The 26209-nt window shown below is 40.6% G+C and carries 20 protein-coding genes, 1 pseudogene and 1 other annotated feature (1 of these 22 cut by a window edge); of the genes and pseudogenes, 20 read left to right on the top strand and 1 reads right to left on the bottom strand.

What is annotated here, in order from left to right; genetic code table 11:
- Positions 1 to 44: a binding site (T-box leader), on the top strand (it extends 200 nt beyond the left edge of the window).
- A 174-nt stretch (positions 45 to 218) separates the two neighbouring features.
- The 20 genes and pseudogenes from trpD to T375_RS01315 all read left to right on the top strand — a co-directional run bounded on the left by trpD (position 219) and on the right by T375_RS01315 (position 24835).
- The gene (gene trpD, locus T375_RS01225) at positions 219 to 1286 is read left to right on the top strand and encodes an anthranilate phosphoribosyltransferase (protein WP_044933980.1); all 1068 of its coding nucleotides are present in this window, start codon (positions 219 to 221) and stop codon (positions 1284 to 1286) included.
- On the top strand, positions 1252 to 2046 hold the full coding sequence (gene trpC, locus T375_RS01230) for an indole-3-glycerol phosphate synthase TrpC (RefSeq protein WP_044933982.1): 795 nt from the start codon (positions 1252 to 1254) through the stop codon (positions 2044 to 2046). The genes trpD and trpC overlap by 35 nt, the downstream gene beginning before the upstream one ends.
- A pseudogene (locus tag T375_RS13890) lies at positions 2033 to 2602 on the top strand (phosphoribosylanthranilate isomerase); the annotation flags it as partial. The gene trpC and the pseudogene T375_RS13890, both read left to right, overlap by 14 nt.
- Positions 2597 to 3826: a tryptophan synthase subunit beta gene (gene trpB / locus T375_RS01235; protein ID WP_044934926.1), complete on the top strand. Its 1230-nt coding sequence runs from the start codon at positions 2597 to 2599 to the stop codon at positions 3824 to 3826. The pseudogene T375_RS13890 and the gene trpB, both read left to right, overlap by 6 nt.
- Positions 3819 to 4595, top strand: coding sequence for a tryptophan synthase subunit alpha (gene trpA, locus T375_RS01240; RefSeq protein ID WP_044933984.1), 777 nt, complete (start codon positions 3819 to 3821; stop codon positions 4593 to 4595). Before trpB ends, trpA begins: the two co-directional genes overlap by 8 nt.
- Positions 4585 to 6081, top strand: coding sequence for an anthranilate synthase component I (gene trpE / locus T375_RS01245; RefSeq protein ID WP_044933986.1), 1497 nt, complete (start codon positions 4585 to 4587; stop codon positions 6079 to 6081). Before trpA ends, trpE begins: the two co-directional genes overlap by 11 nt.
- Positions 6078 to 6641 carry an anthranilate synthase component II gene (locus T375_RS01250; protein WP_044933987.1) on the top strand — a complete coding sequence of 188 codons (564 nt, stop codon included), beginning with the start codon at positions 6078 to 6080 and terminating at the stop codon, positions 6639 to 6641. The genes trpE and T375_RS01250 overlap by 4 nt, the downstream gene beginning before the upstream one ends.
- Before the next feature lie 99 nt (positions 6642 to 6740).
- A complete protein-coding gene (locus T375_RS01255; protein WP_044933989.1) occupies positions 6741 to 7307 on the top strand; it encodes a biotin transporter BioY in 567 nt (188 codons plus the stop codon).
- Positions 7308 to 7498: 191 nt separating this feature from the next.
- Positions 7499 to 8299 (top strand): transporter substrate-binding domain-containing protein, encoded by an 801-nt coding sequence (locus T375_RS01260; protein WP_044933991.1) that lies wholly within the window; start codon positions 7499 to 7501, stop codon positions 8297 to 8299.
- 72 nt (positions 8300 to 8371) lie between these two features.
- Positions 8372 to 9043, top strand: a complete 672-nt coding sequence (locus T375_RS01265) for an amino acid ABC transporter permease (RefSeq protein WP_033153923.1) — start codon at positions 8372 to 8374, stop codon at positions 9041 to 9043.
- The gene (locus T375_RS01270) at positions 9033 to 9773 is read left to right on the top strand and encodes an amino acid ABC transporter ATP-binding protein (protein ID WP_044933993.1); all 741 of its coding nucleotides are present in this window, start codon (positions 9033 to 9035) and stop codon (positions 9771 to 9773) included. Before T375_RS01265 ends, T375_RS01270 begins: the two co-directional genes overlap by 11 nt.
- Before the next feature lie 9 nt (positions 9774 to 9782).
- Complete coding sequence (locus tag T375_RS01275) at positions 9783 to 10379, top strand: cytidylate kinase-like family protein (RefSeq protein ID WP_044933995.1); 597 nt, start codon at positions 9783 to 9785, stop codon at positions 10377 to 10379.
- On the top strand, positions 10376 to 11374 hold the full coding sequence (locus tag T375_RS01280) for an asparaginase (RefSeq protein WP_044933997.1): 999 nt from the start codon (positions 10376 to 10378) through the stop codon (positions 11372 to 11374). The genes T375_RS01275 and T375_RS01280 overlap by 4 nt, the downstream gene beginning before the upstream one ends.
- 11 nt (positions 11375 to 11385) lie before the next feature.
- Positions 11386 to 12045, top strand: a complete 660-nt coding sequence (gene sdaAB / locus T375_RS01285; RefSeq protein WP_044933999.1) for an L-serine ammonia-lyase, iron-sulfur-dependent subunit beta — start codon at positions 11386 to 11388, stop codon at positions 12043 to 12045.
- A 10-nt stretch (positions 12046 to 12055) separates the two neighbouring features.
- A complete protein-coding gene (gene sdaAA, locus T375_RS01290; RefSeq protein WP_044934001.1) occupies positions 12056 to 12922 on the top strand; it encodes an L-serine ammonia-lyase, iron-sulfur-dependent, subunit alpha in 867 nt (288 codons plus the stop codon).
- A 148-nt stretch (positions 12923 to 13070) separates the two neighbouring features.
- On the top strand, positions 13071 to 17597 hold the full coding sequence (gene gltB / locus T375_RS01295) for a glutamate synthase large subunit (RefSeq protein WP_044934003.1): 4527 nt from the start codon (positions 13071 to 13073) through the stop codon (positions 17595 to 17597).
- A gap of 9 nt (positions 17598 to 17606) precedes the next feature.
- Complete coding sequence (locus T375_RS01300; protein ID WP_044934005.1) at positions 17607 to 19103, top strand: glutamate synthase subunit beta; 1497 nt, start codon at positions 17607 to 17609, stop codon at positions 19101 to 19103.
- Positions 19104 to 19298: 195 nt separating this feature from the next.
- Positions 19299 to 20885, top strand: coding sequence for an asparagine synthase B (asnB, locus tag T375_RS01305; RefSeq protein ID WP_044934007.1), 1587 nt, complete (start codon positions 19299 to 19301; stop codon positions 20883 to 20885).
- 14 nt (positions 20886 to 20899) lie between these two features.
- Complete coding sequence (locus T375_RS01310) at positions 20900 to 22993, top strand: glutamine synthetase III family protein (RefSeq protein ID WP_044934009.1); 2094 nt, start codon at positions 20900 to 20902, stop codon at positions 22991 to 22993.
- 96 nt (positions 22994 to 23089) lie between these two features.
- Positions 23090 to 24835: an ammonium transporter gene (locus tag T375_RS01315; RefSeq protein ID WP_155952393.1), complete on the top strand. Its 1746-nt coding sequence runs from the start codon at positions 23090 to 23092 to the stop codon at positions 24833 to 24835.
- A 46-nt stretch (positions 24836 to 24881) separates the two neighbouring features.
- Here the strand turns inward: T375_RS01315 and T375_RS01320 are convergent, their stop codons facing one another.
- Positions 24882 to 26105 (bottom strand): argininosuccinate synthase, encoded by a 1224-nt coding sequence (locus T375_RS01320; RefSeq protein WP_044934013.1) that lies wholly within the window; start codon positions 26103 to 26105, stop codon positions 24882 to 24884.
- Between the last annotated feature and the right edge of the window lie 104 nt (positions 26106 to 26209).

Raw genomic sequence — 26209 nt, forward strand, 5'->3', positions numbered from 1 at the left:
ATGAATTCAAGGTGGCACCGCGGAAAAGAATTTTCGTCCTTGATGGAAACTATTAATGGTTTCTGTCAGGGACTTTTTTATTGCCCAAATGCCAGTTACGATTACAAGCCTTGGTATTACTCCGTCGCGAGATTGGCTCCTTGAGTAACACCAAGAGCTTGTTATCTACTGGCACTTTTGGAAAAAAAGTCCATGACAGAAGGGAAGGAGATTACGAGATGATTAAGGAAGCAATCGAGAAAATTGTAAACAAGGGGGACCTTACATACGAGGAAGCCTACACTGTAATGAATGAGATTATGAATGGCGAAAGCTCACCTACACAGAACGCGGCTTTTTTGGCTGCACTTTCTACAAAAAGTGCAAGAGCTGAGACAACAGATGAAATTGCTGGTTGTGCTGCTGCTATGAGAGAGCATGCTACAAAGGTTGAAACAGGAATGGAAGTATTTGAAATCGTTGGAACAGGTGGAGATAACGCCCATAGCTTTAACATTTCAACAACATCAGCACTAGTGGCAGCGGCCGGTGGAATGAAGGTAGCAAAGCATGGAAACAGAGCGGCCTCTTCACTATGTGGTACAGCTGATTGCCTGGAAGCACTTGGAGTAAACATTAGCCAGGACCCAGAAAAATGTGTAGAGCTTCTTAAGGAAGTGGGGATGTGCTTCTTCTTTGCGCAGAAGTATCACACATCAATGAAATACGTAGGGGCAATTAGAAAAGAGCTTGGATTTAGAACAGTATTTAATATCCTGGGACCTCTTACAAATCCGGCTGTTCCTATAATGCAGTTGCTTGGTGTTTACGACGAATATTTAGTTGAGCCACTTGCGCAGGTACTTATCAACCTTGGGGTTAAGCGTGGCATGGTAGTTTATGGCCTGGATAAGCTAGATGAGATTTCTTTAAGCAGTCAAACAAAGATTTGTGAGATTAGAGATGGATGGTATAAAACTTACATCATTGAGCCAGAGGATTTTGGATTTGAAAAATGCGCTAAAGAAGATTTGAAGGGTGGTACTCCAGAAGAAAATGCAAAGATTACAAGGGACATTTTAAATGGAGTAAAGGGACATAAAAGAAATGCAGTTCTTCTTAATGCAGGAGCAGCTCTTTACATCGGTGGAAAAGCTGAAAGTTTTAAAGCTGGAGTAGAGCTTGCAGGAGAAATAATTGATTCCGGAAAAGCACTTGAGACATTGGAGAAATTCATACTATTAAGCAACAAGATTTCAGAGGACAATAGCGATGAACATACTGGAGCAGTTAGCGGAGCATGCTAGGTTTCGTGTTGAAGAAAATAAAAAGAATAAGTCACTTGAAGAAATAAAAGCAGAAGCATTAACTCTTCCAAAGGGAGCTTTTGAATTTGAAAAAGCATTGGCAAAGCCGGGGATAAGCTTTATCTGTGAATGCAAAAAAGCTTCTCCATCAAAAGGAATCATAGCCGAGAAATTCGACTATTTGGATATAGCCAGGGCATATGAAGAAGCAGGAGCTGATTGCATATCTGTTTTGACTGAACCAAAGTGGTTTTTGGGAAGTGACAAGTATCTAGAGGATATCGCAAATGCGGTTTCAATTCCGATTATAAGAAAAGATTTCACTGTAGATGAGTACATGATATACGAGGCAAAGGTATTAGGCGCTAGCGCTGTACTTCTAATCTGTAGCATCCTGACAGAAGAGCAAATTAGAGAATACATTCGTATATGCGATAGTCTTGGAATCAGTGCTTTGGTGGAGGCCCATGATGATGCGGAAGTAAAGATGGCAGCAAAGGCAGGGGCTAGAATAATAGGTGTAAATAACAGAAATCTTAGGGATTTTTCAGTAGATACGGGAAATAGCAGGAGATTAAAAGCACTTGTAGATGACAAGGTGATATTTGTATCAGAGAGTGGAATTAAAACAGCAGAGGATATATCTCAGCTGAAAGAAGCAGGTGTTGATGCAGTTTTAATTGGTGAAACACTTATGAAAGCAACTGACAAGAAGGAAAAGCTTAAAGAATTAAGAGGTGATGAAGATGACAACTATTAAACTATGTGGTCTTACAAGAGAAGAAGATATCATAAAGGCAAATGAGCTTAAGCCTGAGTACGTTGGATTTGTTTTTTGTGAGAAAAGCAAAAGAAACGTTAGTCGTAAGCAGGCAAAAAAGCTAAAGAGTATGTTAAATCCTGAAATAAAAGCTGTAGGTGTATTTGTTGATGCACCAGAGCAGGAAGTTGAAAGCTTATTTGAAGAAAACATTATTGATGTGGCCCAGCTTCACGGAAATGAGGATGAAGATTACATTAAATCACTTATGGATAACAATATTCCTGTTATCAAAACTTTCAAGGTTACATCTGCAGAGGAGCTTATAAAGGCAGAAAAGTCCAGCGCAGACATGATTATGTTTGATGCAGGAAATGGAGAGGGTAATCGTATCAAGGATTTAAATCTTCTCACCTATATAGATAGACCTTTTATTCTTGCAGGCGGATTAAACCAGGAGAACGTTGCTGAAGCCATTGATACTGTAAAGCCATATGGTGTTGACGTTAGCTCTGGTATTGAGACTGATCATCTTAAAGATGGATACAAGATGGATCAATTCGTAAAAGCGGTAAGAGAGGATGTGGTTCCAGCAAAGAGCAAAGGTAGATTTGGTGTTCACGGTGGCCAGTATATTCCAGAGACTCTCATGAATGCAGTTATGGAGCTGGAGGAAGCTTACAATCACTACAAGGATGATCCAGAGTTTAATAGAGAGTTGAAGGAGCTTCTTGATGAGTATGCGGGAAGACCAAGCCTTTTATACTACGCAAAGAAGATGACTGAAGACCTGGGCGGAGCAAAAATCTATCTTAAGCGTGAGGATTTAAATCATACTGGAAGCCACAAAATTAACAATGTATTGGGACAGGCTCTTCTTGCTAAAAAGATGGGCAAGACAAGACTCATTGCAGAAACAGGAGCTGGACAGCATGGTGTGGCAACCGCCACAGCTGCGGCACTTCTTGGAATGGAGTGCGTTGTATTTATGGGCAAGGAAGATACAGAGCGTCAGGCACTTAATGTATATAGAATGAGACTTCTTGGAGCAGAAGTTATCCCTGTAACAAGCGGTACTGCCACATTGAAGGATGCAGTTTCAGAGGCCATGAGAGAATGGACAACACGTATTGATGATACTCATTATTGCCTTGGTTCAGTAATGGGACCTCATCCATTTCCTACAATTGTTAGAGATTTCCAGGCAGTTATTTCCAGGGAAAGCAGAGCTCAGATTCTTGAGAAAGAAGGAAGACTTCCAGATGCTGTCATTGCTTGCGTAGGTGGTGGAAGCAATGCCATTGGAAGCTTTTATCACTATATCAATGACAAGGATGTGGAGCTGATAGGCTGTGAGGCAGCAGGTAGAGGAATAGATACATTTGAAACTGCAGCAACTGTAAATACTGGAAAGGTTGGTATTTTCCATGGAATGAAATCATATTTCTGCCAGGACGAATATGGTCAGATAGCTCCTGTATATTCTATTTCTGCAGGCCTTGATTATCCTGGTGTTGGTCCAGAGCATGCTTATCTGCACGACATTGGACGCGCAAAATATGTGCCAGTCACTGATGACGAAGCTGTTGATGCTTTTGAGTACATTGCGAAGACAGAGGGAATAATTGCAGCTATCGAGTCAAGTCACGCTATCGCATATGCGAAGAAGCTTGCTCCAACAATGAGAAAAGACCAGATTATTATAGTTACTGTTTCAGGTAGAGGAGATAAGGATTGTGCAGCAATTGCACGTTACAGAGGGGAGGATATCCATGAGTAAGATTTCAGAAGCATTCAAGAATAAAAAGGCATTCATTCCATTCATTACATGTGGAGATCCTGATTTAGAGACAACTAAAGAAATAATCAAGGAGCTAGAGATAAACGGCGCAGACTTGATTGAACTTGGAATCCCTTTTTCTGATCCAACTGCTGAAGGTCCCGTAATACAGGGTGCAAATATTAGATCTTTGAAGAATAAAATCACAACAGATGATGTATTTGAAATGGTTAGAGAGGTCAGAAAGGAAGTGAAGATTCCACTTTGCTTTATGACTTATGCAAATGTTGTATTTTCTTATGGCTCAGACAGATTTTTTGGCAAGTGCCAGGAGGTTGGAATTGATGGTATCATCCTTCCGGATGTTCCTTTTGAAGAGAAGGAAGAGTTTGAAGGAGTGGCATCTGAATATGGCGTAGACTTTATATCTATGGTTGCACCTACTTCTGAGGACAGAATTGATATGATTACAAAAGAAGCAAAGGGATTTATCTATATTGTTTCCAGCCTTGGGGTGACAGGTACAAGAAGCAAGCTTAATGAAGGCATCAAAACAGTAGTTGATAGAGTTAGAAAAAACACAGATGTACCTTGTGCGGTAGGATTTGGTATATCAACTCCAGAACAGGCTGCCAAGATGGCTGATATATCGGATGGAGCCATTGTTGGTTCTGCAATTGTTAGAGTTGTAGAGGAGTACGGTAAAGAGGCTCCAAAACATGTGGGAGAGTTTGTTAAGTCAATGAAGGAGGCATATCATGCATCCTAGTTTAGAGCAGGTTAAAAAACTTGTGAAAAGTGGTGATTACAGAAGGATTCCTGTAATGATAGAAATGCTTTCCGATAGTTTCACGCCAATAGAAATGGTACGAATACTGAAAGCTGCCAGTCATCAGTGTTATTTATTGGAGAGTGCAAGTCAGACAGAAACCTGGGGAAGATATTCGTTTCTTGGATTCAATCCTAACTTTGAGGTGACCTGCCAAGACGGACATCTATTAATAAAGGAAAATAAGGGTGGCAGTAAAGTCCTAATTCAGGAGAAAACAGTAGCACATCCAGGTGAAACACTACGTGAAATTATAAAGAAATACAAGAGCCCTGTGTTATCAGGTTTTCCAACCTTTACAGGTGGATTAGTAGGTTATTTTTCATATGATTACATCAAATATGCTGAGCCAAAGCTAAAGCTTGAAAATCATGGAGAAGACGATTTTAAAGATATGGATTTGATGCTTTTTAACGATGTAATTGTATTTGATAATTTCAAGCAGAAAATCTATTTGATTACTGGCGTAATGCTGGATGAATCGGATGATTTGGAAAGCTTATATAATGAAGCTAAAACTCGACTGGAAAAGATAAAAAGCCTATTGCAGAGTGGAAAGAAAGAACAATTTCAGCCTCTTTCGCTTATAACGGATATCAAGCCTAAATTCACTAATAAAGAGTACAGTGAGATGGTAAAAAAGGCAAAGAATTACATAAAAGAAGGGGATATTTTCCAGGTTGTTTTATCCAATCCCCTTACAGCAAAAGCAGAGGGAAGTCTGTTTGACACATACCGTCTTTTAAGAGCCAGCAATCCATCTCCATACATGTTTTATTTTTCAAGTGATGATATCGAAATTGCTGGTGCATCGCCTGAGACACTGGTCAAGGTAGAACAAAAGCAGGTGAGCACATTTCCTCTTGCTGGAACAAGACCAAGAGGAAAAAATCAGGCAGAGGACATAGTTCTTGAGAAAGAGCTTTTGGCAGATGATAAGGAACGTGCAGAACATAATATGCTTGTTGATTTAGGTAGAAATGACATTGGAAAAATAAGCAGTATTGGTTCTGTAAATGTGGAAAAATATATGGAAATAGAAAGGTATTCCCATGTAATGCATATAGGTTCCACAGTTGTTGGACACTTGGCAGATGATAAGGATGCTATTGATGCAGTGGACGCAATTCTACCAGCAGGCACATTGTCAGGTGCGCCAAAGTTTAGAGCCTGCCAGATAATCGAAGAGCTAGAACAGAGCAAACGTGGCATATACGGAGGCGCCCTTGGCTATATAGATTTCTCGGGAAATTTGGATGTGTGTATAGCAATAAGACTTGTATATAAAAAGAACGATAAAATTTGTATTCGTTCAGGAGCAGGCATTGTCTATGATTCAGTTCCAGAAAACGAAGCAATTGAATGTATCAATAAGGCAAAGGCTGTAGTAAATGCTGTTAGCCTGGCCGAGGGAGGTTTGGCATGATTTTACTAATAGATAATTATGATAGTTTTTCATACAATCTTTTTCAGCTGGTAGGGGAAATTGAGCCAGATATTAAGGTTAGCCGAAATGATGAAATTCGTATTTCCGATATTGAAAAACTAAATCCTAGCCATATTATTATTTCACCGGGACCAGGTAAGCCTAGTGAAGCCGGAATTTGCGAGGAGATTGTCACCCATTTTGCAGGAAAGATACCAATTCTGGGGGTGTGTTTGGGACATCAAGCTATCTGCGAAGCCTTTGGCGCAAATGTTACCTATGCAAAAGAATTAATGCATGGTAAACAATCAAAGGTTCAGGTTGACAATAGCTGCAAGTTATTTAAGGGGCTTCCAGATACAGTGGATGTTGCCAGATATCACTCGTTAGCTGCAGATAAAGACTCTTTACCAGAGATGCTTAAAGCCGTTGCAATCACTAAAGATGGGGAGATTATGGCTGTTGCTCATAAGGAATATGAAGTATATGGACTACAGTTTCATCCAGAATCAATTTTGACTTCTAATGGAAAAAAAATGATTGAAAACTTCATTGCTTAATGCAGATTGTCACCCTTAATAATATATATGGTTGACAATGAGCTAGTGTTTTGATATTGTTATTCAGGTGAAAAAATTAAAGTATTACAGGGAGGCAATATGGATAACACAAGCACATTAACAACAAAAGAATCAGCATTTAAAACACTTGATATTGCATATATTGCTCTTGGAGCAGCACTTATTGCAGTATGCTCATGGATTAGCATTCCTACAACAGTGCCATTTACTCTACAGACATTTGCAGTATTTGCTATGCTTTCCCTTCTTGGGGGCAAGAGAGGAACACTCTCAGTATTGGTCTACATTTTAATCGGAGCAGTAGGTGCTCCAGTATTTGCTGGTTTTTCGGGGGGAATTGGTGTAGTTCTTGGTTCAACAGGTGGCTATATTATTGGTTTCTTGCTTACAGGTCTTGTATACATTGTGGCTACTAAGCTCTTCAAGAAGACACTAGTAGTTGAAATCGTAGCACTTGTCATTGGACTTGCAGCTTGCTATGCACTTGGAACAGTATGGTTCATGGTTGTTTACTCTAGGGATGCTGGTGCAATTGGGGCAATGACAGCACTTTCATGGTGTGTTTTCCCATTCATCATTCCTGATTTAGTAAAGCTTGGACTTGCGCTTGTACTTGCAAGAAGAGTTAGACCAGTAATTAAATAAGTTATGAAATAAATTTGGGTTGAAATCCTTTCTAAAAAAAGGTATATTATTGCGTAACGAAGACAAAGGCGTCTGCTATAGGTTTAGCAGGCGCTTTTTCTAAAATTAGCAATAGTAGTGCATTAAAGCTACAAAAATGCTAAAATAATTTCTGTGTTTATTAACACAGTTTTCAGGAAGGAGATTTTGAAATGAAGAAAAAGTCACTAGCATTATTAATGGCATTTGCAACAATGTTTGCAATGGTTGGATGTGGAAACGCATCAGAACAGGGCGCAACTGAACAAGGTGCAGATGCTGCTACTAGTTCAGATAAGAAATGGGTTATCGCTACAGATACTTCATTCAAGCCATTTGAGTACACAGATGACAATGGGGATTTCGTAGGTATTGATGTAGATATCCTTGCAGCTATCGCTGAGGATCAGGGATTCGATTACGAGCTTAAGTCTCTTGGATGGGATGCTTCAATTGCAGCATGCCAGGCAGGACAGGCTGATGGAATGATTGCAGGTGCTTCTATTACAGATGAAAGAAAAGCATCTGGATGGGTTTTCTCTGATGGATATTATGATGCAAATCAGTCTATGGCTGTAGAGGCATCATCTGATATTGCAGGTTTTGAAGATTTAAAGGGACAGTCAGTTGCAGTTAAGACAGGTACAATGAGTGCTTCTTATGCTGAGAGCCTTTCAAGTGAGTATGGCTTCACTGTTACATACTTTGAGGATTCTCCTACAATGTATCAGGCAGTTGTAGGTGGTCAGGTTGCAGCTTGCTTCGATGACACTCCAATTATGGCTTCAAATATTAAAGATACTGGTATCTCAATGAAGATTCTTGAGAACACTGGTAACGATCCTGCTGAATACGGATTTGCAATTTTCAACTCAGACAACCAGGAGCTTATTGATATGTTTAATGCAGGTCTTGCAAATATCAAGGCAAATGGCACATACGATGAAATCATTGCAAAGTACTTAGGCGAATAGTATTAGATTAAAGGGGCAGGGGTTTACCTGCCCTTATTATTTATAAAACCAGTTAGAAAGGGTTTATTATTTATGTTAACTATTATTTCAGTTTATGGTCCTATGCTTCTAATTGCTATGGGCAGAACATTGCTTCTTGCATTACTAGGCTTATTCTTTGCCTGCATTATCGGTATGCTTTTCGGTATTATGGGTGTAGTTAAGAACAGAGTAAGCAATGTAATCTCACAGATTTTCGTTGATGTAATCAGAGGAGTTCCGATGATTGTATTAGCCTTCTTTGTATATTTTGGTATTCCTTACTTATTTAATACCATCATTGGAGGTTTCTCTGTTAGTTTGACAGCTCTTCAGGCAGGTACAATCTGTCTTGCTTTAAACTGTGGTGCTTATATGGCAGAAATTATTAGAGCAGGTATTCAGTCTGTTGATAAAGGTCAGATGGAAGCTGCAAGATCTCTGGGTCTTACATATGGTCAGGCTATGCGCAAAGTCGTATTACCTCAGGCTATCAAGACTATGATTCCTACATTCATCAACCAGTTCATTATTACACTTAAGGATACATCAATTCTTTCAGTTATCGGTTTCCCAGAACTTGTTAACACAGCAAAGAACGTACAGGCAAACACATTCATGTCATTCCAGACATGGGCTATTGTTGGTGTTATGTATCTTATAGTTATTACAATCCTTTCACGTAGTGCAAAGGTTCTTGAAAGGAGATTAAACGTTGGCAGATAAAGAAATTAAAATCAGTGTTAAAAATCTTAAGAAGTGCTATGGCGACTTAGAGGTATTAAAGGATATCTCTACAGATGTTACTAAGGGCGAGGTTGTTTGTGTAATCGGTCCTTCAGGATCTGGTAAGTCTACATTCTTACGTTGCTTAAATAGACTTGAGACTGTTACTGCAGGCTCAATTGTTGTTGACGGAAACAACATCACAGATAAACATATCAATATCAATAAAGTTAGAGAAAACATTGGAATGGTATTCCAGCATTTCAACCTTTTCAACAACTTAAACATACTTGATAACCTTACACTTGCACCTGTTCAGCTTAAGAAGTGTTCTAAGACTGAGGCAGAGGAGCGCGCTAAAAAGATGCTTGCAAAGGTTGGTCTTGAAGATAAGGCTTCAAGCTTCCCTAGTCAGCTTTCAGGTGGACAGAAGCAGCGTGTTGCTATCGCTCGTGCACTTTGCATGGAGCCAGATATTATGCTTTTCGATGAGCCAACATCAGCTCTTGATCCAGAAATGGTAGGAGAGGTTCTTCAGGTTATGAAGGATTTGGCTGCAGATGGTATGACAATGGTTATTGTTACTCACGAAATGGGATTTGCTAGAGAAGTAGCAGATAGAGTAATATTTATGGATGGTGGCTACATCATCGAGGAAGGCACACCTTCAGAGGTATTGCTTAATCCAAAGGAAGCTAGAACCATCGATTTCTTAAATAAAGTATTATAAGAGGGGCGTATGAAAAACATAATTACAATCAGCCGTCAGTTTGGTGCTGGAGGCGGTACAATCGGTAAAGAGGTAGCTGAGCGTTTAGGCTACTATTACTGTGATAAGGATATGATTATCAGAGCAGCAATCGAATCAGGTAATCTTAGTCCTGAAGAAGTTAGATACTTTGATGAGAAGGTACCAAGAGAGTTTGGCTTGGGACAGAGTCTATTTGACTTCTACAATAAGCCACTTGATGAGCGTCTTTACAATGCTCAAAAGGAAGCAATCAGAAAGGTTGCTGAAAAAGGCAATTGTGTAATAGTCGGCAGAAATGCCAACATCATTCTTAAGGAATTTGATCATTCTCTTCATGTATTCGTTTCAGGTACAGAGCACTTCCGTGTTAAGCGAATGATGGAGAAAATGCCAGGCACCACAGAGGAAAAGGTTCGTGAGGAGCTTCACAATGTGGACAAGGCAAGAAAGAAATACTGCAAGCACTACACTGGAACAGAATTCGGCAATGCCCAGTTCTACGATTTGTGCTTAAAGAGCTCAACACTTGGGCTTGAAAAATGCGTTGATATCATTTGTGATACAGCGAAGGAGATAAATCATTGAGTAGGAACATACTTATTATTAATACTGGCGGAACATTGTCTTCAGTTATGAAGGAAAGTGGTTTGGCACCTGGGCTGTCTACTCAGGATATGAAGCGTGAATTGCATGTGGTGTCAGGTGATATTAATTTTGAAATAGAAGATTTTATGGCTGTTGATAGTGCCAATATTTTCCCAGAGGATTGGAGCAAGCTTGCTGAGCATATTGGTGGTATACGTAATGACTATGATGGCATTGTTGTAATCCACGGAACAGATACACTTGCATATACATCATCTATGCTTTCTTTTATGCTTCAAAACATAAATATTCCGGTTGTAATTACTGGCTCACAGCTTTCTATTACAAATCCAATTGCAGATGCTATGGAAAACCTACGATGCGCCATTCATATGGCAGCAAGTGGCAGAGCAGGAGTGTTTGTTGCATTCAATCGCAAGGTAATGCTTGGATGTCGTGCTTCTAAGGTTCGTTCACTTAGCTTTGATGCTTTTGAAAGCATCAATTATCCAAATGTAGCTGAAATCAGCTCACTTGGTATGAATATTGATGATAGTACAATCCCTGTTAGAAATGGTGTGTTCCACCTGGAAAACAATTATTCTACAGAAGTTTGTATGCTTAAAATGTTCCCTGGCATTCATAGAAGCCTTGTTGAATCAATTGCGGCGCAAGGATATAAGGGACTTTACATTGAGGCATTTGGAATTGGTGGCATGCCATTTTTAAAGCATGATTTTATCAGCACAATCGAGAAGGTTATTGCTGATGGTATGACTGTTGTAGTTGGTACTCAGTGCAGATACGAAGGCTCAAAGATGGATGTTTACGAGACTGGTAAGAGAGCTCTCGAAAGCGGAGTACTCCAGGCTCAGGATATGACAAGTGAAGCGGCCCTTACAAAGCTCATGTGGATTCTTGGAAAGACCAGTAATCCATCTGAAATAAAGGATTATTTTTCTTTAAATATTGCCGGTGAGCTTAAAAATTATTAGGAGATTTTTTAATGAATCTATTTGATATTATTGGACCGGTTATGGTAGGTCCTTCCAGCTCTCACACAGCAGGAGCAGCCAAAATTGGAAATGTTTGTAATAAGCTTATGGCAGAAAAAATCGAAAGTGCGGAGATTTATCTGCACGGTTCTTTTGCCGAAACAGGCAAAGGTCACGGTACTGACAAGGCTATCGTAGGTGGTTTACTAGGAATGGCCTGTGACGATGAGCGTTTGCCAGATAGCTTTACAGTGGCACAGGAGCTGGGCTTTAAATATACAATACAGGCAGCTGACTTGGGAGATGTTCATCCAAACACAGCAAAGGTTATTATGCATGGCGTTTCAGGTCACAGCCTAGAAGTAGTTGCATCATCTATCGGTGGTGGACGTATTCAGGTAGTTATGCTTGATGGAGTGAAGGCCAACTTCTCCGGAGAAAGCCCTACACTTATAGTTCATAATGTTGATAAGCCAGGATACATTACTGAGGTTACAAGACTTCTTGGCATAGAACATATTAATATTGCCACTATGCAGCTCTATCGTAAAAAGCGTGGTGGAGAAGCTGTTATGGTAATTGAGTGTGATGAATGTGTACCAGATAGCACAATCAAAGAATTAGAAAAACTAGAAGGTATTATGAAGGTTTCATATTACTGTCCAGAGTAGAGGATTATAGATGTTTGATTCAGTAGAAGAGATTTGTAAATTAGAAGAGAATAGCGGAGTTCCTTTCTGGAAGATAGTTCAGCAGGACGATTGCAAGGAACGCGCAGTTTCAGAGGAAGAATCCTTTGAAAATATGAAGCGCATGTACACAGCAATGAAGGAGTCTGCTCTTAATTACGACAAGACAGTTAAAAGTAACAGTGGCTTAGTAGGCGGTGAGGCAGGTCTTCTTAGAGAATACCTTGACAGTGGAAATGCTTTAGTTGGCGATTTTGCAGGACATGTCATGGAATTGGCTCTTCGTGTTGCTGAGGGCAATGCCTGTATGAAACGAATTGTTGCTGCACCTACAGCCGGTTCATGTGGAGTTGTTCCAGCAGTATTTATAGCAGCCCAGGAGAAATTAGGACTTACTGATGAAAAGATGACAGAGGCTCTTTTTGTAGCAGCAGGAGTTGGTGAGGTAATAGCAGCCAGAGCATCACTTGCCGGTGCTGAAGGTGGCTGTCAGGCGGAAATCGGAGCAGCCAGCTCAATGGCAGCAGCAGGACTTGTATATCTTCAGGGAGGTAATGGCAGAAAGAGTGCAAACGCAGCTGCACTTGCTCTTAAAAATCTTCTGGGACTAGCTTGCGATCCTGTTGCAGGCTTGGTAGAGGTTCCTTGTGTAAAGCGTAATGTTTGTGGAGCCATGAATGCCGTTACATCAGCAGAGCTTACAATGGCTGGTATTGAAAGTCGAATTCCTGCAGATGAAGTGTTTGATGCTATGAGTGCTGTAGGTAAAGATATGAATCCTAATATAAAGGAAACTGGTAAAGGTGGAGTCGCTGGAACAGTAACTGGACAGAAAATTAAGGATGCTTTAGCACATTAAATTAAAAAAGTGCTTGCATTATCTTTTAATTAGTTGTATATTTTTTCTCAAGACAAAGGCGTCTAAAGAAATTCCCTTATGGGGAGTCTCTTTAGATGCCTTTTCTTTTTTTGTTTATTAAAACTACTATGTGGAAGGAGTAGCTAACATGGGTAATCAAATGCAAGGTCTTTATGACCCATCTTTTGAGCATGACAACTGTGGTATAGGTGCAGTTGTATCTATTAAGGGAATCAAGACCCATCAGACTGTGTCAGATGCATTAAAGATTGTAGAAAACTTGGAGCATCGAGCTGGCAAGGATGCATCAGGTGAGACTGGCGATGGTGTTGGAATCCTACTTCAGATATCTCATAAATTTTTCAAGAAGGTTTGTGAAAAAGAAAAGATTGCAATCGGCAATGAGCGAGAATATGGAATTGGTATGTTTTTCTTCCCTCAGGATGAGTTGAAGAGAAAACAGGCAATGAAGATGTTTGAAATCAGTGTCGAGAAGGAAGGACTTGAATTCTTAGGATGGCGTAAAGTTCCTACTATATCTGAAATATTAGGAAAGATGGCCTTAGACTGCATGCCATATATCTGCCAGGCATTTATTAAAAAGCCTGCAGACTGCGAAAAAGGATTGGATTTCGATAGAAGACTGTATGTGGCAAGACGTGTATTTGAACAGACAGCAGAGGATACTTATGTAGCATCTCTTTCTAGTAGAACTATTGTATATAAGGGAATGTTTCTAGTTAATCAGCTCAGACTGTTTTTCGAAGATCTTGAGGATCCAGATTACGAGTCTGCAATTGCAACAGTACATTCTCGTTTCTCTACTAATACAAATCCATCTTGGGAGAGAGCGCATCCAAATAGATTTATAGTTCATAATGGTGAGATTAATACTATCAAGGGTAACGCAGATAAAATGCTTTCCCGTGAGGAGACAATGGTTTCTCAGGTGCTTGAGCCAGAAATGTCAAAGATTACACCAGTTTGTAATCAGGCAGGATCCGACTCCGCAATGCTTGATAATGCGTTAGAGTTTTTGGTAATGAATGGCATGCCACTTCCTCTTGCGGTAATGATTACTATTCCTGAGCCTTGGTATAAAAATAAGGCTATGGACCAGGCAAGACGAGATTTCTATCAGTACTATTCAACAATGATGGAGCCATGGGATGGCCCAGCGTCTATCCTGTTTTCTGATGGCGATATTATGGGTGCTGTCCTTGATAGAAATGGTCTTCGCCCAAGCCGCTATTATATTACAAACGACGATTATCTAATTCTTTCTTCAGAAGTAGGTGTACTTCCTGTTGAGGAGGAGAGAATAGTTAAGAAGGATAGACTTCGTCCAGGAAAAATGCTTCTTGTTGATACTGTAGCAGGTAAGCTTATTGATGATGCAAAGCTAAAGGAGAAATATGCTAACAGCCAGCCTTATGGTCAGTGGCTCGATGCAAATCTTGCTCATTTAGCTGATATCAAGATTCCAAACGAGCCTGTTCCAAAGCATTCACAGGAAGAGCGTGACAGACTTCAAAAGGCTTTTGGATATGGATATGGTGAGGTGAAGGAATCAATCCTTCCAATGGCCCTTAATGGTGTGGAAAGCACAGCTGCTATGGGTATTGATACTCCGCTTGCAGTTCTTTCAAATCATCATCAGCCATTATTTAACTACTTCAAGCAGCTTTTTGCCCAGGTAACAAATCCACCAATCGATTCAATCCGTGAGGAGATTGTTACAGCAACAACTGTATACATCGGTACAGCTGGCAATGTATTGGAGGAAAAGGAAGAAAACTGCAATATGTTGCAGATTAACAACCCTATTCTTACAGTGACAGATTTGATGAAGATTAAATCTATGAAGGTGCCAGGACTTAAGGCAGAAACTGTACCTATCACATATTATAAAAATACATCATTGGCTAAGGCTATTGAGCACCTGTATGTAGAGGTAGATAGAGTAAATAGAGAGGGTGCAAATATTATCATCCTATCTGATAGAGGTGTGGATGAGAATCATGTTGCAATACCATCACTTCTTGCAGTAGCAGCAGTACAGCATCACTTGGTACAGACCAAAAAGAGAACAAGCCTTTCACTTATTCTCGAGTCGGGCGAGCCAAGAGAGGTGCATCATTTTGCAACGTTGCTTGGTTACGGTGCATCTGCAATCAATCCATACCTTGCTCAGGAAACAATCGAAGAACTCGTGGAGAAAGGTCAGTTGCAGAAGGATGTACATGCAGCCATTGATTCATACAACGAGGCTATTATTACAGGCATCATTAAGATTGCATCAAAGATGGGTATTTCCACAGTACAGTCATATCAAGGTGCAAAGATATTTGAGGCAATAGGAATAAGCTCCGATGTAATCGATAAGTATTTCACTGGCACAATTAGCCGTATTGGTGGAATCACTATTGAGGATATTCAGGCTGATGTGGAAAGACAGCATTCTATGGCATTTGATCCACTTGGATTGTCTGTAGATAAGACACTTGATTCGAAGGGGGTACATAAGATGAGAGCGGGAGCAGAGGAACACTTATATAATCCTGCTACCATTCATTTACTTCAGCTTGCCACAAGAACAGGTGACTATAACACATTCAAAGAGTATACAGCTTTAATTAACGATGAAGATGCAGTTCGAAATCTTCGTGGCCTTATAGACTTTAAATACCCTAAGAAGGGAATCAGCATCGATGAAGTTGAGTCAGTAGATTCAATTGTAAAGAGATTTAAAACTGGTGCTATGAGTTACGGTTCGATTTCTAAGGAAGCCCATGAGACAATGGCTATCGCCATGAATATGCTTCACGGAAAATCAAATTCCGGTGAAGGTGGTGAAGAGGAAGCCAGATATGAGGTTGGTCCTGATGGTCTTAACCGTTGCTCTGCAATTAAGCAGGTTGCATCAGGTCGATTTGGTGTTACAAGCAAATATCTGGTATCTGCAAAGGAAATACAGATTAAAATGGCTCAGGGTGCAAAGCCAGGTGAAGGTGGACACTTACCTGGAAAGAAGGTATATCCATGGATAGCAAAGACTCGTCTTTCTACACCGGGTGTAGCTCTTATTTCGCCACCACCTCATCACGATATTTATTCAATCGAAGATTTGGCTGAGCTCATATATGATTTAAAGAATGCCAACAAGGATGCACGTATATCAGTAAAGCTTGTATCAGAGGCAGGAGTAGGTACAATTGCCAGCGGTGTTGCCAAGGCAGGTGCTCAGGTTATCCTTATCTCTGGATACGATGGTGGTACAGGTGCAGCTCCTAAGTCATCTATTCATAATGCAGGACTTCCATGGGAATTAGGCTTGGCTGAAGCACATCAGACACTTGCTCAGAACGGATTACGTAATAAGGTTGTTATCGAGACAGATGGTAAGCTTATGAGCGGCCGTGACGTTGCTATTGCCTGTGCACTTGGTGCGGAGGAGTTTGGATTTGCAACAGCACCACTTGTAACTATGGGATGTGTAATGATGAGAGTATGTAATTTGGATACTTGTCCTGTTGGTGTTGCAACTCAGAACCCAGAGCTTAGAAAGAGATTTACAGGTAAGCCAGAATACGTAGTTAACTTTATGCGCTTTATAGCTCAGGAGCTTCGTGAATATATGGCAGAGCTTGGATGCAAAACTGTAGATGAGCTTTGTGGTAGATATGACTTGCTTACTCTTAAGAATGTGGCTGGAAGTGGACGTAGAGAAAAGGTAGATTTATCTGCTGTAATCTCTAATCCAAATCCTTATGAGAAGATTGAATATGATAAAAAGAATGTATTCAACTTTGAGCTAGAAAAGACACTTGATGAAAAGGTTCTTCTTAAAAAGCTAAAGAGTGCTATAGCCTCTGGTAAGAAGGGGGAGGTAAGTCTTGAGGTTTCAAATGTGGACCGTTCATTTGGTACATTGTTTGGAGCAGAGATTACCAGAAACCATGGAGAAAATCTGGAGGAAGATACCTATGTAATTAACTGCCAGGGTGCAGGTGGACAGTCATTTGGTGCATTTATACCTAAGGGACTTACACTTAACTTGGAGGGAGATTCTAACGACTATTTCGGTAAGGGATTATCAGGCGGAAAGCTTGTTGTATATCCATCTGCTAAGGCGACCTATAAGCAGGATGAGAACATCATCATAGGTAATGTGGCTTTGTATGGTGCAACCAGTGGTAAAGCCTTTATCAACGGTGTAGCAGGCGAGCGTTTCGCAGTACGTAATTCAGGCGCCACAGCAGTTGTAGAAGGCTGTGGAGATCATGGATGCGAATATATGACAGGTGGACGAGTTGTAGTACTTGGTGAGACTGGCAAGAACTTTGCAGCAGGTATGTCTGGTGGTATTGCATATGTGCTTGATGAAGACGCATCTTTATACAAGAGACTAAACAAATCTATGGTTTCACTGGAGACAGTTACTGACAAATACGATGTATTAGAGCTTAAGGAGATTATTGCTGAGCACGTGGCTGCTACTGGCTCCGCAAAGGGCAAGGAAATTTACGACAACTTTAGCGAGTATCTACCTAAGTTCAAGCGTATTGTACCTTTTGATTACAAAAAGATGATGCAGACAATTGTGCAAATGGAGGAAAAGGGATTATCTTCTGAGCAGGCACAAATTGAAGCATTTAATTTATTAAACAAGTAGGAGGGAACCATGGGAAAGCCAACTGGATTTTTAGAGTATGAGCGAGTAGAGGCTGAAGCGGTTAGCCCTCTTGCCAGAATAAAGAATTTTAATGAGTTTCATGAGCCTCTTTCAAAAGAGGAGCAGAGAAGACAAGGTGGAAGATGCATGGATTGTGGTGTACCATTCTGCCAGTCAGGTATGACAATTAAGGGGATGACTTCTGGTTGTCCTCTGAACAACCTTATTCCTGAGTGGAATGAGCTTGTATATCAGGGAAATTATGAGATGGCCTATAAGAGGCTTCACAAGACTAGCAATTTCCCTGAGTTTACATGCAGGGTATGTCCTGCACTTTGTGAGAAAGCATGTACCTGCGGACTAAATGGGGATGCTGTATCTACAAGAGAAAACGAGAAGGCCATTATTGAGTATGCCTATGCCAATGGATTGGCAGATGCAAAGCCTGTAGAGGTTCGCACAGGTAAATCTGTTGCAGTAATTGGCTCAGGCCCTTCTGGACTTGCAGTGGCAGATCAATTAAACAGACGCGGTCACAATGTAACTGTGTACGAGCGCAATGACAATGTTGGTGGATTACTTCGCTACGGTATTCCTAACATGAAACTCGAAAAGCAGATTATTGACCGCAAAATCAAAATCATGGAGGAGGAAGGTGTAAGCTTTGTAGTTAATGCCAATGTAGGTGTTGATGTTAAGGCGGCCGATTTGACAAAGAAGTACGATGCGGTAGTTCTTTGCTGCGGTTCATCTAATCCACGTGATATTCAGGCTACAGGTAGAAAAGAGACTAAGGGTATCTATTTTGCTGTGGATTTCCTTACATCTACTACTAAGTGCCTCTGGGCAAATGATATGAAGCTTGTAGAGGGACAGTATATTTCTGCCAAAGGCAAGGATGTTATCATCATCGGTGGTGGAGACACAGGTAACGATTGTGTTGGTACTGCAATTCGTCATGGATGTAAGTCTGTAACACAGCTTGAAATGATGCCAAAGGCACCAGATGTGAGAGCTGAATCAAATCCATGGCCTCAGTGGCCTCTTGTATGTAAAACTGACTATGGTCAGGAGGAGGCTATTGCCAAGTTTGGTCATGATCCTAGAATCTACACTACAACTGTCAAGGAATTCAAGACAGATAAGAATGGTGATTTGAAGTCTGTTGTTTTAGTTTCACTTGAGTCTAAAACTGACAAGAAAACAGGACGCAGAATGATGGTGCCAGTGGAAGGTACTGAGAAAGAAGTGCCTTGCCAGCTTTGTCTGATTGCAGCAGGATTTCTTGGAGCGCAGAAATATGTGGCAGACGCTTTCAAGGTGGAGCTGGATGGACGTACTAATGTTGCATCCGTAAATACGAATTCATTCGCTACAAATGTGCCTAAGGTATTTACTGCAGGTGATATGCACACAGGTCAGTCTTTGGTTGTAAAGGCTATTAGACAGGGCCGCGATTGTGCTCGAGAAGTAGATGAGTTCTTGATGGGTTATACAAATCTATAATTTTTGGTTTGAAAAATTTAATCCAAAATTTATTTTAAAAAATATAAAAAATGTTATTGACAAACATTTATCAAAAGAATATTATTCTAAACAAATAAAAATCAATGGAACAATAATACGACAAAGGCGTCGTAGATTTAGTTTGAAAAGCTAAATCTGCGACGCCTTTTCTTGTTCCTATGGGAAGGTGATTTTATGTGTTCGATTATGGCTTTAAGTAAATGCCATGTGGAGATGAAAGACTTCGAAGCGGCATTTGCAAAAACAGTTTCAAGAGGGCCAGACATGCAACGAGTTATAACCGTGAATGATTCGGTGCTGGGCTTTCAAAGATTATCAATTATGGGTTTGACGGAAGCAGGAATGCAACCCTTTGAGCTTGATGGCGATTATGTAATATGCAACGGAGAGTTGTATGGATTCAAAACAGAGCGAGAGAGTTTGAAAGCAGAGGGATACAAATTCTTAAGCGACAGTGATTGCGAAATCATTTTACCAATGTATCGTAAATACGGAACAAAGATGTTCGAAAAGCTTGATGCAGAATTTGCAATGGTTATTTACGACAAGGAAATAGATGATTTGGTAGCAGCAAGAGATCCAATCGGAATTAGACCTTTGTTTTACGGATACGATAGTGAAGGTTCAATAATGTTTGCATCAGAAGCAAAGAACTTGGTTGGTCTTACAGAAGAGGTTAAGCCATTTCCACCAGGACATTATTATTACAAGGGTGTGTTTACATGCTATAGAGATTTGGCAAAGCGACAGACATACAGATTGGACGGTGTGGAAGAGGTTGCAGCTAATATCAAAGCAAAGCTTGTGGCAGGAGTTGAAAAACGACTTGATGCAGATGCTCCAGTAGGATTTCTTCTTTCTGGTGGACTTGATTCATCACTTGTTTGTGCAATCGCTCAGAAGATGATGGATAAGCCAATTAAAACATTTGCAATCGGCATGAACGAGGATGCAATCGATTTAAAGTATGCAAAGGAAGTTGCAGATTACATTGGTTCAGAACATCACGAAATCATAATCAATAAAGACATCGTAATTGAGTCTTTGGAGGAAGTTGTTGCAGCACTTGGTACATACGACATAACAACAATCCGAGCCAGCATGGGAATGTATTTAATCTGCAAGGGAATCAAGAAACAGTTCCCAGAGATAAGAGTTCTTCTTACTGGTGAGATATCAGATGAAATCTTCGGTTATAAATACACAGATTTTGCTCCAAATGCAGAAGAGTTTCAGAAGGAAGCAGAAAAGAGACTTAGAGAGCTTTACATGTACGATGTACTGAGGGCTGACAGATGTATTTCAGTTCATTCAATGGAGGCAAGAGTTCCATTTGGTGATTTAGATTTTGTGGACTACGTAATGAGTGTAAATCCTGAAATCAAGATGAATAAATACAATAAAGGCAAGTATTTATTGAGACATGCATTTGAGGAGGGCGATTACTTACCACATGACATATTGTTCAGAGAGAAAGCAGCGTTCTCAGATGCAGTTGGACATTCAATGGTAGATTACCTGAAGGAATATGCTAATAGCTTATACAGTGATGAGGATGTAAAGAATGCGTATCGCAAATACGAATTTGCAACACCTTTTACAAAGGAATCACTTTTGTATAGAGATTTATTTGAGAAGTACTATCCAGGCCAGGCACAGATGGTTGTAGACTTTTGGATGCCAAACAAGGCTTGGGAGGGATGCGATGTTGATGATCCATCCGCACGCGTACTTGCAAACTACGGCGCTAGCGGAGTATAAGAGGAGGATAAGAAATGAGCAAGGTTACAGAGATTTTCGGAAGCAAAGTTTTTAATGACGAGACTATGAAGGAACGTCTTCCTAAGGATGCATATAAGGCTCTTAAGAAGACCATTGAAGAGGGACGTCCTCTTGACAGAGAGCTTGCAAATGTAATTGCACATGCTATGAAAGAATGGGCAATTGAACTTGGAGCTACACATTTCACACATTGGTTCCAGCCAATGACAGGTGTTACAGCTGAAAAGCATGATTCATTTATTCAGCCTGAAGAAGGTGGCAAGGTTATCATGACTTTCTCAGGTAAAGAATTAATCAAAGGTGAGCCTGATGCATCTTCATTTCCATCAGGTGGTTTAAGAGCTACATTTGAAGCAAGAGGATATACAGCATGGGATCCAACAAGCTATGTATTTATCAAGGATGATACTCTTTGTATTCCAACAGCCTTTTGTTCATACTCAGGTGAAGCACTTGATAAAAAGACTCCATTACTTCGTTCAATGGAAGCACTTGATAAATCAGCAGTTAGAGCACTTAAGCTTTTTGGTCACGATGATGTAAAGAGAGTTATTACAACAGTTGGACCAGAGCAGGAATACTTTTTAATTGATACAGAAATGTATAACAAGCGTCCAGATTTGATTTATACAGGACGTACATTATTTGGAGCTAAGCCTCCAAAGGGACAGGAACTTGAGGATCACTATTTTGGAACTATTAAGCCAAGAGTTTCTGCCTACATGAAAGAGTTAGACGAGGAGTTGTGGAAACTAGGTGTACTTGCAAAGACAAAGCATAATGAAGTTGCGCCAGCTCAGCATGAGCTTGCACCAGTGTACTCAACCACTAATATAGCAACAGATCATAACCAGCTTACAATGGAGATGATGAAGGTTGTAGCTGGACGTCACGGAATGACTTGCTTACTTCATGAAAAGCCTTTTGCAGGTGTAAATGGTTCGGGCAAGCACAACAACTGGTCTATATCAACCGATACCGGAGTAAACCTGTTAGAACCAGGTGCTACTCCTTCCCAGAACACTCAGTTCTTGTTGTTCTTAACAGCAGTAATTAAGGCTGTAGACGAGTATCAGGAATTACTCCGAGTATCGGTTGCTTCTGCTGGAAATGATCATAGACTTGGAGCAAATGAGGCACCACCAGCAATCATTTCAATGTTCCTTGGAGATGAGCTTGAAGCTATTGTTGAGTCAATCATCGATGGAACTGATTATGAAGACATTAAAAAGAAGAAGATGTCAATTGGTGCAGCTGTTATTCCTAGCATTTCACAGGATACAACAGATAGAAACAGAACATCACCATTTGCCTTTACAGGTAATAAGTTTGAGTTTAGATCACTTGGTTCTGCAGCATCTATTTCAGGTCCAAACGTTGTATTAAATACAATTGTTGCAGAAGAACTTGATAAGTTCTCAGAAGAGCTTGAAAAGGCAGCTGATTTCGATAAGGCACTTGCAGAGCTCCTTAAGAGAGAGCTTACAGCCCACAAGAGAATCATCTTTAATGGCAATGGTTATTCTGATGAGTGGGTAAAGGAAGCAGAAAGAAGAGGACTTAAGAACCTCAAGTCTACAGTAGATGCGCTTCCAGCATTCGTAGATAAGAAAGCGATTGATGTATTTACAAAGCATAACGTATTTACGGAGCAGGAGCTTTATAGCCGTTATGATATCCAGCTTGAGAATTACTATAAGGTAATTGATATCGAAGCCCTTACAATGGATGCTATGGTTAAGAAAGACATTATGGCAGCTGCTAGTGATTATCAGTTTACACTTGCAGAAACTCTTAACGCAAAGGCAGCTACAGGACTTCCAGTTGATTCTTCAGTGGAAAAGAAGAGATTGGAGCAGGCAGCTAAGTTAACAACATCAATGGATGAAAGACTTGAGAAGCTTGAAGCAGACATTGATAAGGCAAAAGAATTAACTGAGACATATGATTTGGCTAAGTTCCATCATGATGTAATCTTTGCAGATATGAATGAGCTTAGAGAAGTGGTTGATGAGCTTGAAACAGTAGTACCAAGTGATATCTGGCCATACCCAACATACGGAGAAATCCTTTATAGCGTAAAATAAACGCAATTAGAAGGTAGCACAAAGGCGTGCAGTATTTGAAAAAATACTGCGCGCCTTTTTATATAAATAATAATAAACCCCAAGGAGGAAAATATTATGGAAGCTTATTCAAGCATGTTATTTGGAGTCTGGTTCCTTATAGGAGCTGCCCTTGTATTTTGGATGCAAGCGGGATTTGCAATGGTAGAGGCTGGTTTTACCAGAGCAAAAAATACAGGAAACATCATTATGAAAAACTTGATGGATTTCTGTATTGGTACAGTAATGTTTATTGTTTTAGGATTTGGTCTTATGTTTGGAGAGGATTGTCTCTTTGGATTAGTAGGTAGACCAACACTTGGCATATTTACAGACTACGCAAACTTCGATTGGAGTAATTTTGTATTCAACCTTGTGTTCTGTGCTACAACAGCAACAATCGTAAGTGGTGCTATGGCTGAAAGAACAAAGTTTATCAGCTACTGTGTATATTCTGGAATTATTTCACTTGTAATTTATCCAATTGAGGCTCATTGGATTTGGGGTGGTGGCTGGCTTTCTCAGATTGGCTTCCATGATTTCGCAGGTTCATGTGCAATACACATGGTAGGTGGTATCTGCGCCCTTATTGGTGCAAAAATCCTTGGACCTAGAATTGGTAAATTTACACGTGACAGCAAAGGCAAGATTAAGAAGGTAAATGCATTCCCAGGACACAACATTGCACTTGGTGCACTTGGTGTATTTATCCTTTGGCTTGGTTGGTATGGTTTCAACGGAGCAGCTGCAACATCACTTGAGCAGCTCGCATCAATCTTTGTAACTACAACAATTGCACCAGCCGTTGCAACAGTAACAACAATGGCTTATACATGGATTAAATATGGCAAGCCAGATGTATCTATGTCATTAAATGCTTCTTTAGCTGGTCTTGTAGCTATCACAGCCCCATGCGACGTAACAGATGCACTTGGTGCAATCATAATCGGTATTGTTTCTGGATTTTTAGTAGTTTTCGGTGTGTGGCTTTTAGACAACAAGCTTCGTGTTGATGATCCAGTTGGAGCAGTTGCAGTCCACATGATGAATGGTATTTGGGGAACAATCGCAGTTGGACTTTTCGCAACAACATCAGCACCACAAAGCGAATTAGCTGGTCTTTTTTATGGGGGAGGATTTAAGTTATTAGGCATACAGTTACTTGGCGTATTAACAGTAGGCGCTTGGGCAGCAGTAACAATCACTATCGCATTTTCGGTAATCAAAGCTACAATCGGTCTTCGTGCATCAGCAGAAGAGGAAATCGTAGGCTTAGACAGAACAGAGCATGGTTTACCATCTGCATACTCTGGATTCAACATGCTTGAAGACGACTTTGATACTGATGAGCTTGACGATGAGACAGCTAACCTCATCACAGAAACACTTGAAGCAGCAGGACTTGCTTCACTTGATGAGGCAGTAGAAGTAGAGTACGCTCCATCACAAATCACTTCAGCTGGCAAGCCTAGAATGACTAAGATTGAAATTCTTTGCAAGGAGCGTAACCTTGAAAAGCTTAAGAACTCACTTATGAAACTTGGAATTACAGGAATGACTGTATCTCACGTTATGGGATGTGGTGTCCAGAAAGGCGCACCAGAGTACTACAGAGGCGTAGCCCTTGAGCCAGCCCTTCTACCTAAAATCCGTGTAGACGTAGTAGTTTGCAAAGTACCTGTACAGCAGGTAATCGACACCGCCAAGAAGGTCCTTTACACTGGCCACATCGGCGACGGCAAAATATTCGTCTACGACGTGGAGCAGGTAGTTAAGATCCGCACCGGCGAAGAAGACTTTGCGGCTCTCCAAGACGTGGAGTAAAACAGCTACCCCAGGCCCCGTTGGGGTGGCCTGGGGTACCTATGTTTTACTTAGTCTTTTGGTTTTCGGCAAGCTTCATGGCGCGGACCTTGAGTGGGAGGCCCCAAAGTGTGATGAAGCCTTCGGCGTCGTGGTGATCGTAAAGGTCGCCAGTTGTGAAGGATGCAAGTGACTCTGAGTAGAGTGAGTATGGTGAAGTTGTGCCGGCCTTGATGATGTTGCCTTTGTAGAGCTTGAACTTAACTTCGCCTGTTACGTATTCTTGTGTAGACTTTACGAATGCCTGGATGGCGTCGCAAAGTGGTGTGAACCATTTTCCTTCGTAGCAAACCTGTGCAAGCTTGGCACCCATTTCTTTTTTCATTTCCATTGTCGCGCGGTCGAGACAAAGCTCTTCAAGCTGAGCGTGTGCCTCCATGAGGATAGTGCCGCCTGGTGTCTCGTAAACGCCACGAGACTTCATACCTACAACACGGTTTTCTACTATATCTACAATACCAACCCCGTTTCTACCACCAATTTCATTTAATTCCTTGATGATATCTGATACCTTCATTTTCTTTCCATTAACTGATGTTGGAACACCCTTTTCGAAAGTCATTGTGACATATTCAGGCTTGTCTGGAGCCTTCTCAGGTGGAGTAGTGAGCATGAGTAAGTGCTCGTAGTTTGGTTCCTGAGATGGATCTTCAAGCTCAAGGCCTTCGTGGCTGATGTGCCAGAGGTTTCTGTCACGGCTGTATGATTGATCTGTAGAGAACGGAAGATTAATTCCATGAGCTTTACAGTAGTCGATTTCATCCTGACGAGACTGAAGCTTCCACTTATCACTTCTCCATGGAGCAATTACTTTGATGTCTGGTGCAAGGGCTTTGATTCCAAGCTCGAAACGAATCTGATCGTTTCCTTTTCCTGTAGCACCATGGCAGATAGCAACAGCTCCTTCTTTTCTGGCAATTTCAACAAGCTTTGCAGCAATACCTGGACGAGCCATAGCAGTTCCAAGTAAGTATTTGTTTTCGTAAATAGCGCCTGCCTGTACACAAGGTACGATGTAGTTGTCGCAGAAATCGTCAACAATATCTTCTATATATAATTTAGAAGCGCCAGATGCTTTTGCTCTTTCTGAAAGGCCATCCAATTCCTCGCCCTGTCCGCAATCGATACAGCAGCAGATTACTTCGTATCCATAGTTTTCCTTAAGCCATGGAATGATAGCTGTGGTATCTAGACCACCTGAATATGCAAGTACAACTTTTTCCTGTGCCATAATGTATATCTCCTTTTGAATTTATTGTTCTATAGTCTGAAAATACTGTACTACAATAAAGTGATAAATTCAAGGGTTAATTATACATGAAAATAGCATAAAAA

It is taken from the genome of Pseudobutyrivibrio sp. LB2011 (assembly GCF_000701765.1).
Lineage (GTDB): Bacteria > Bacillota > Clostridia > Lachnospirales > Lachnospiraceae > Pseudobutyrivibrio > Pseudobutyrivibrio ruminis.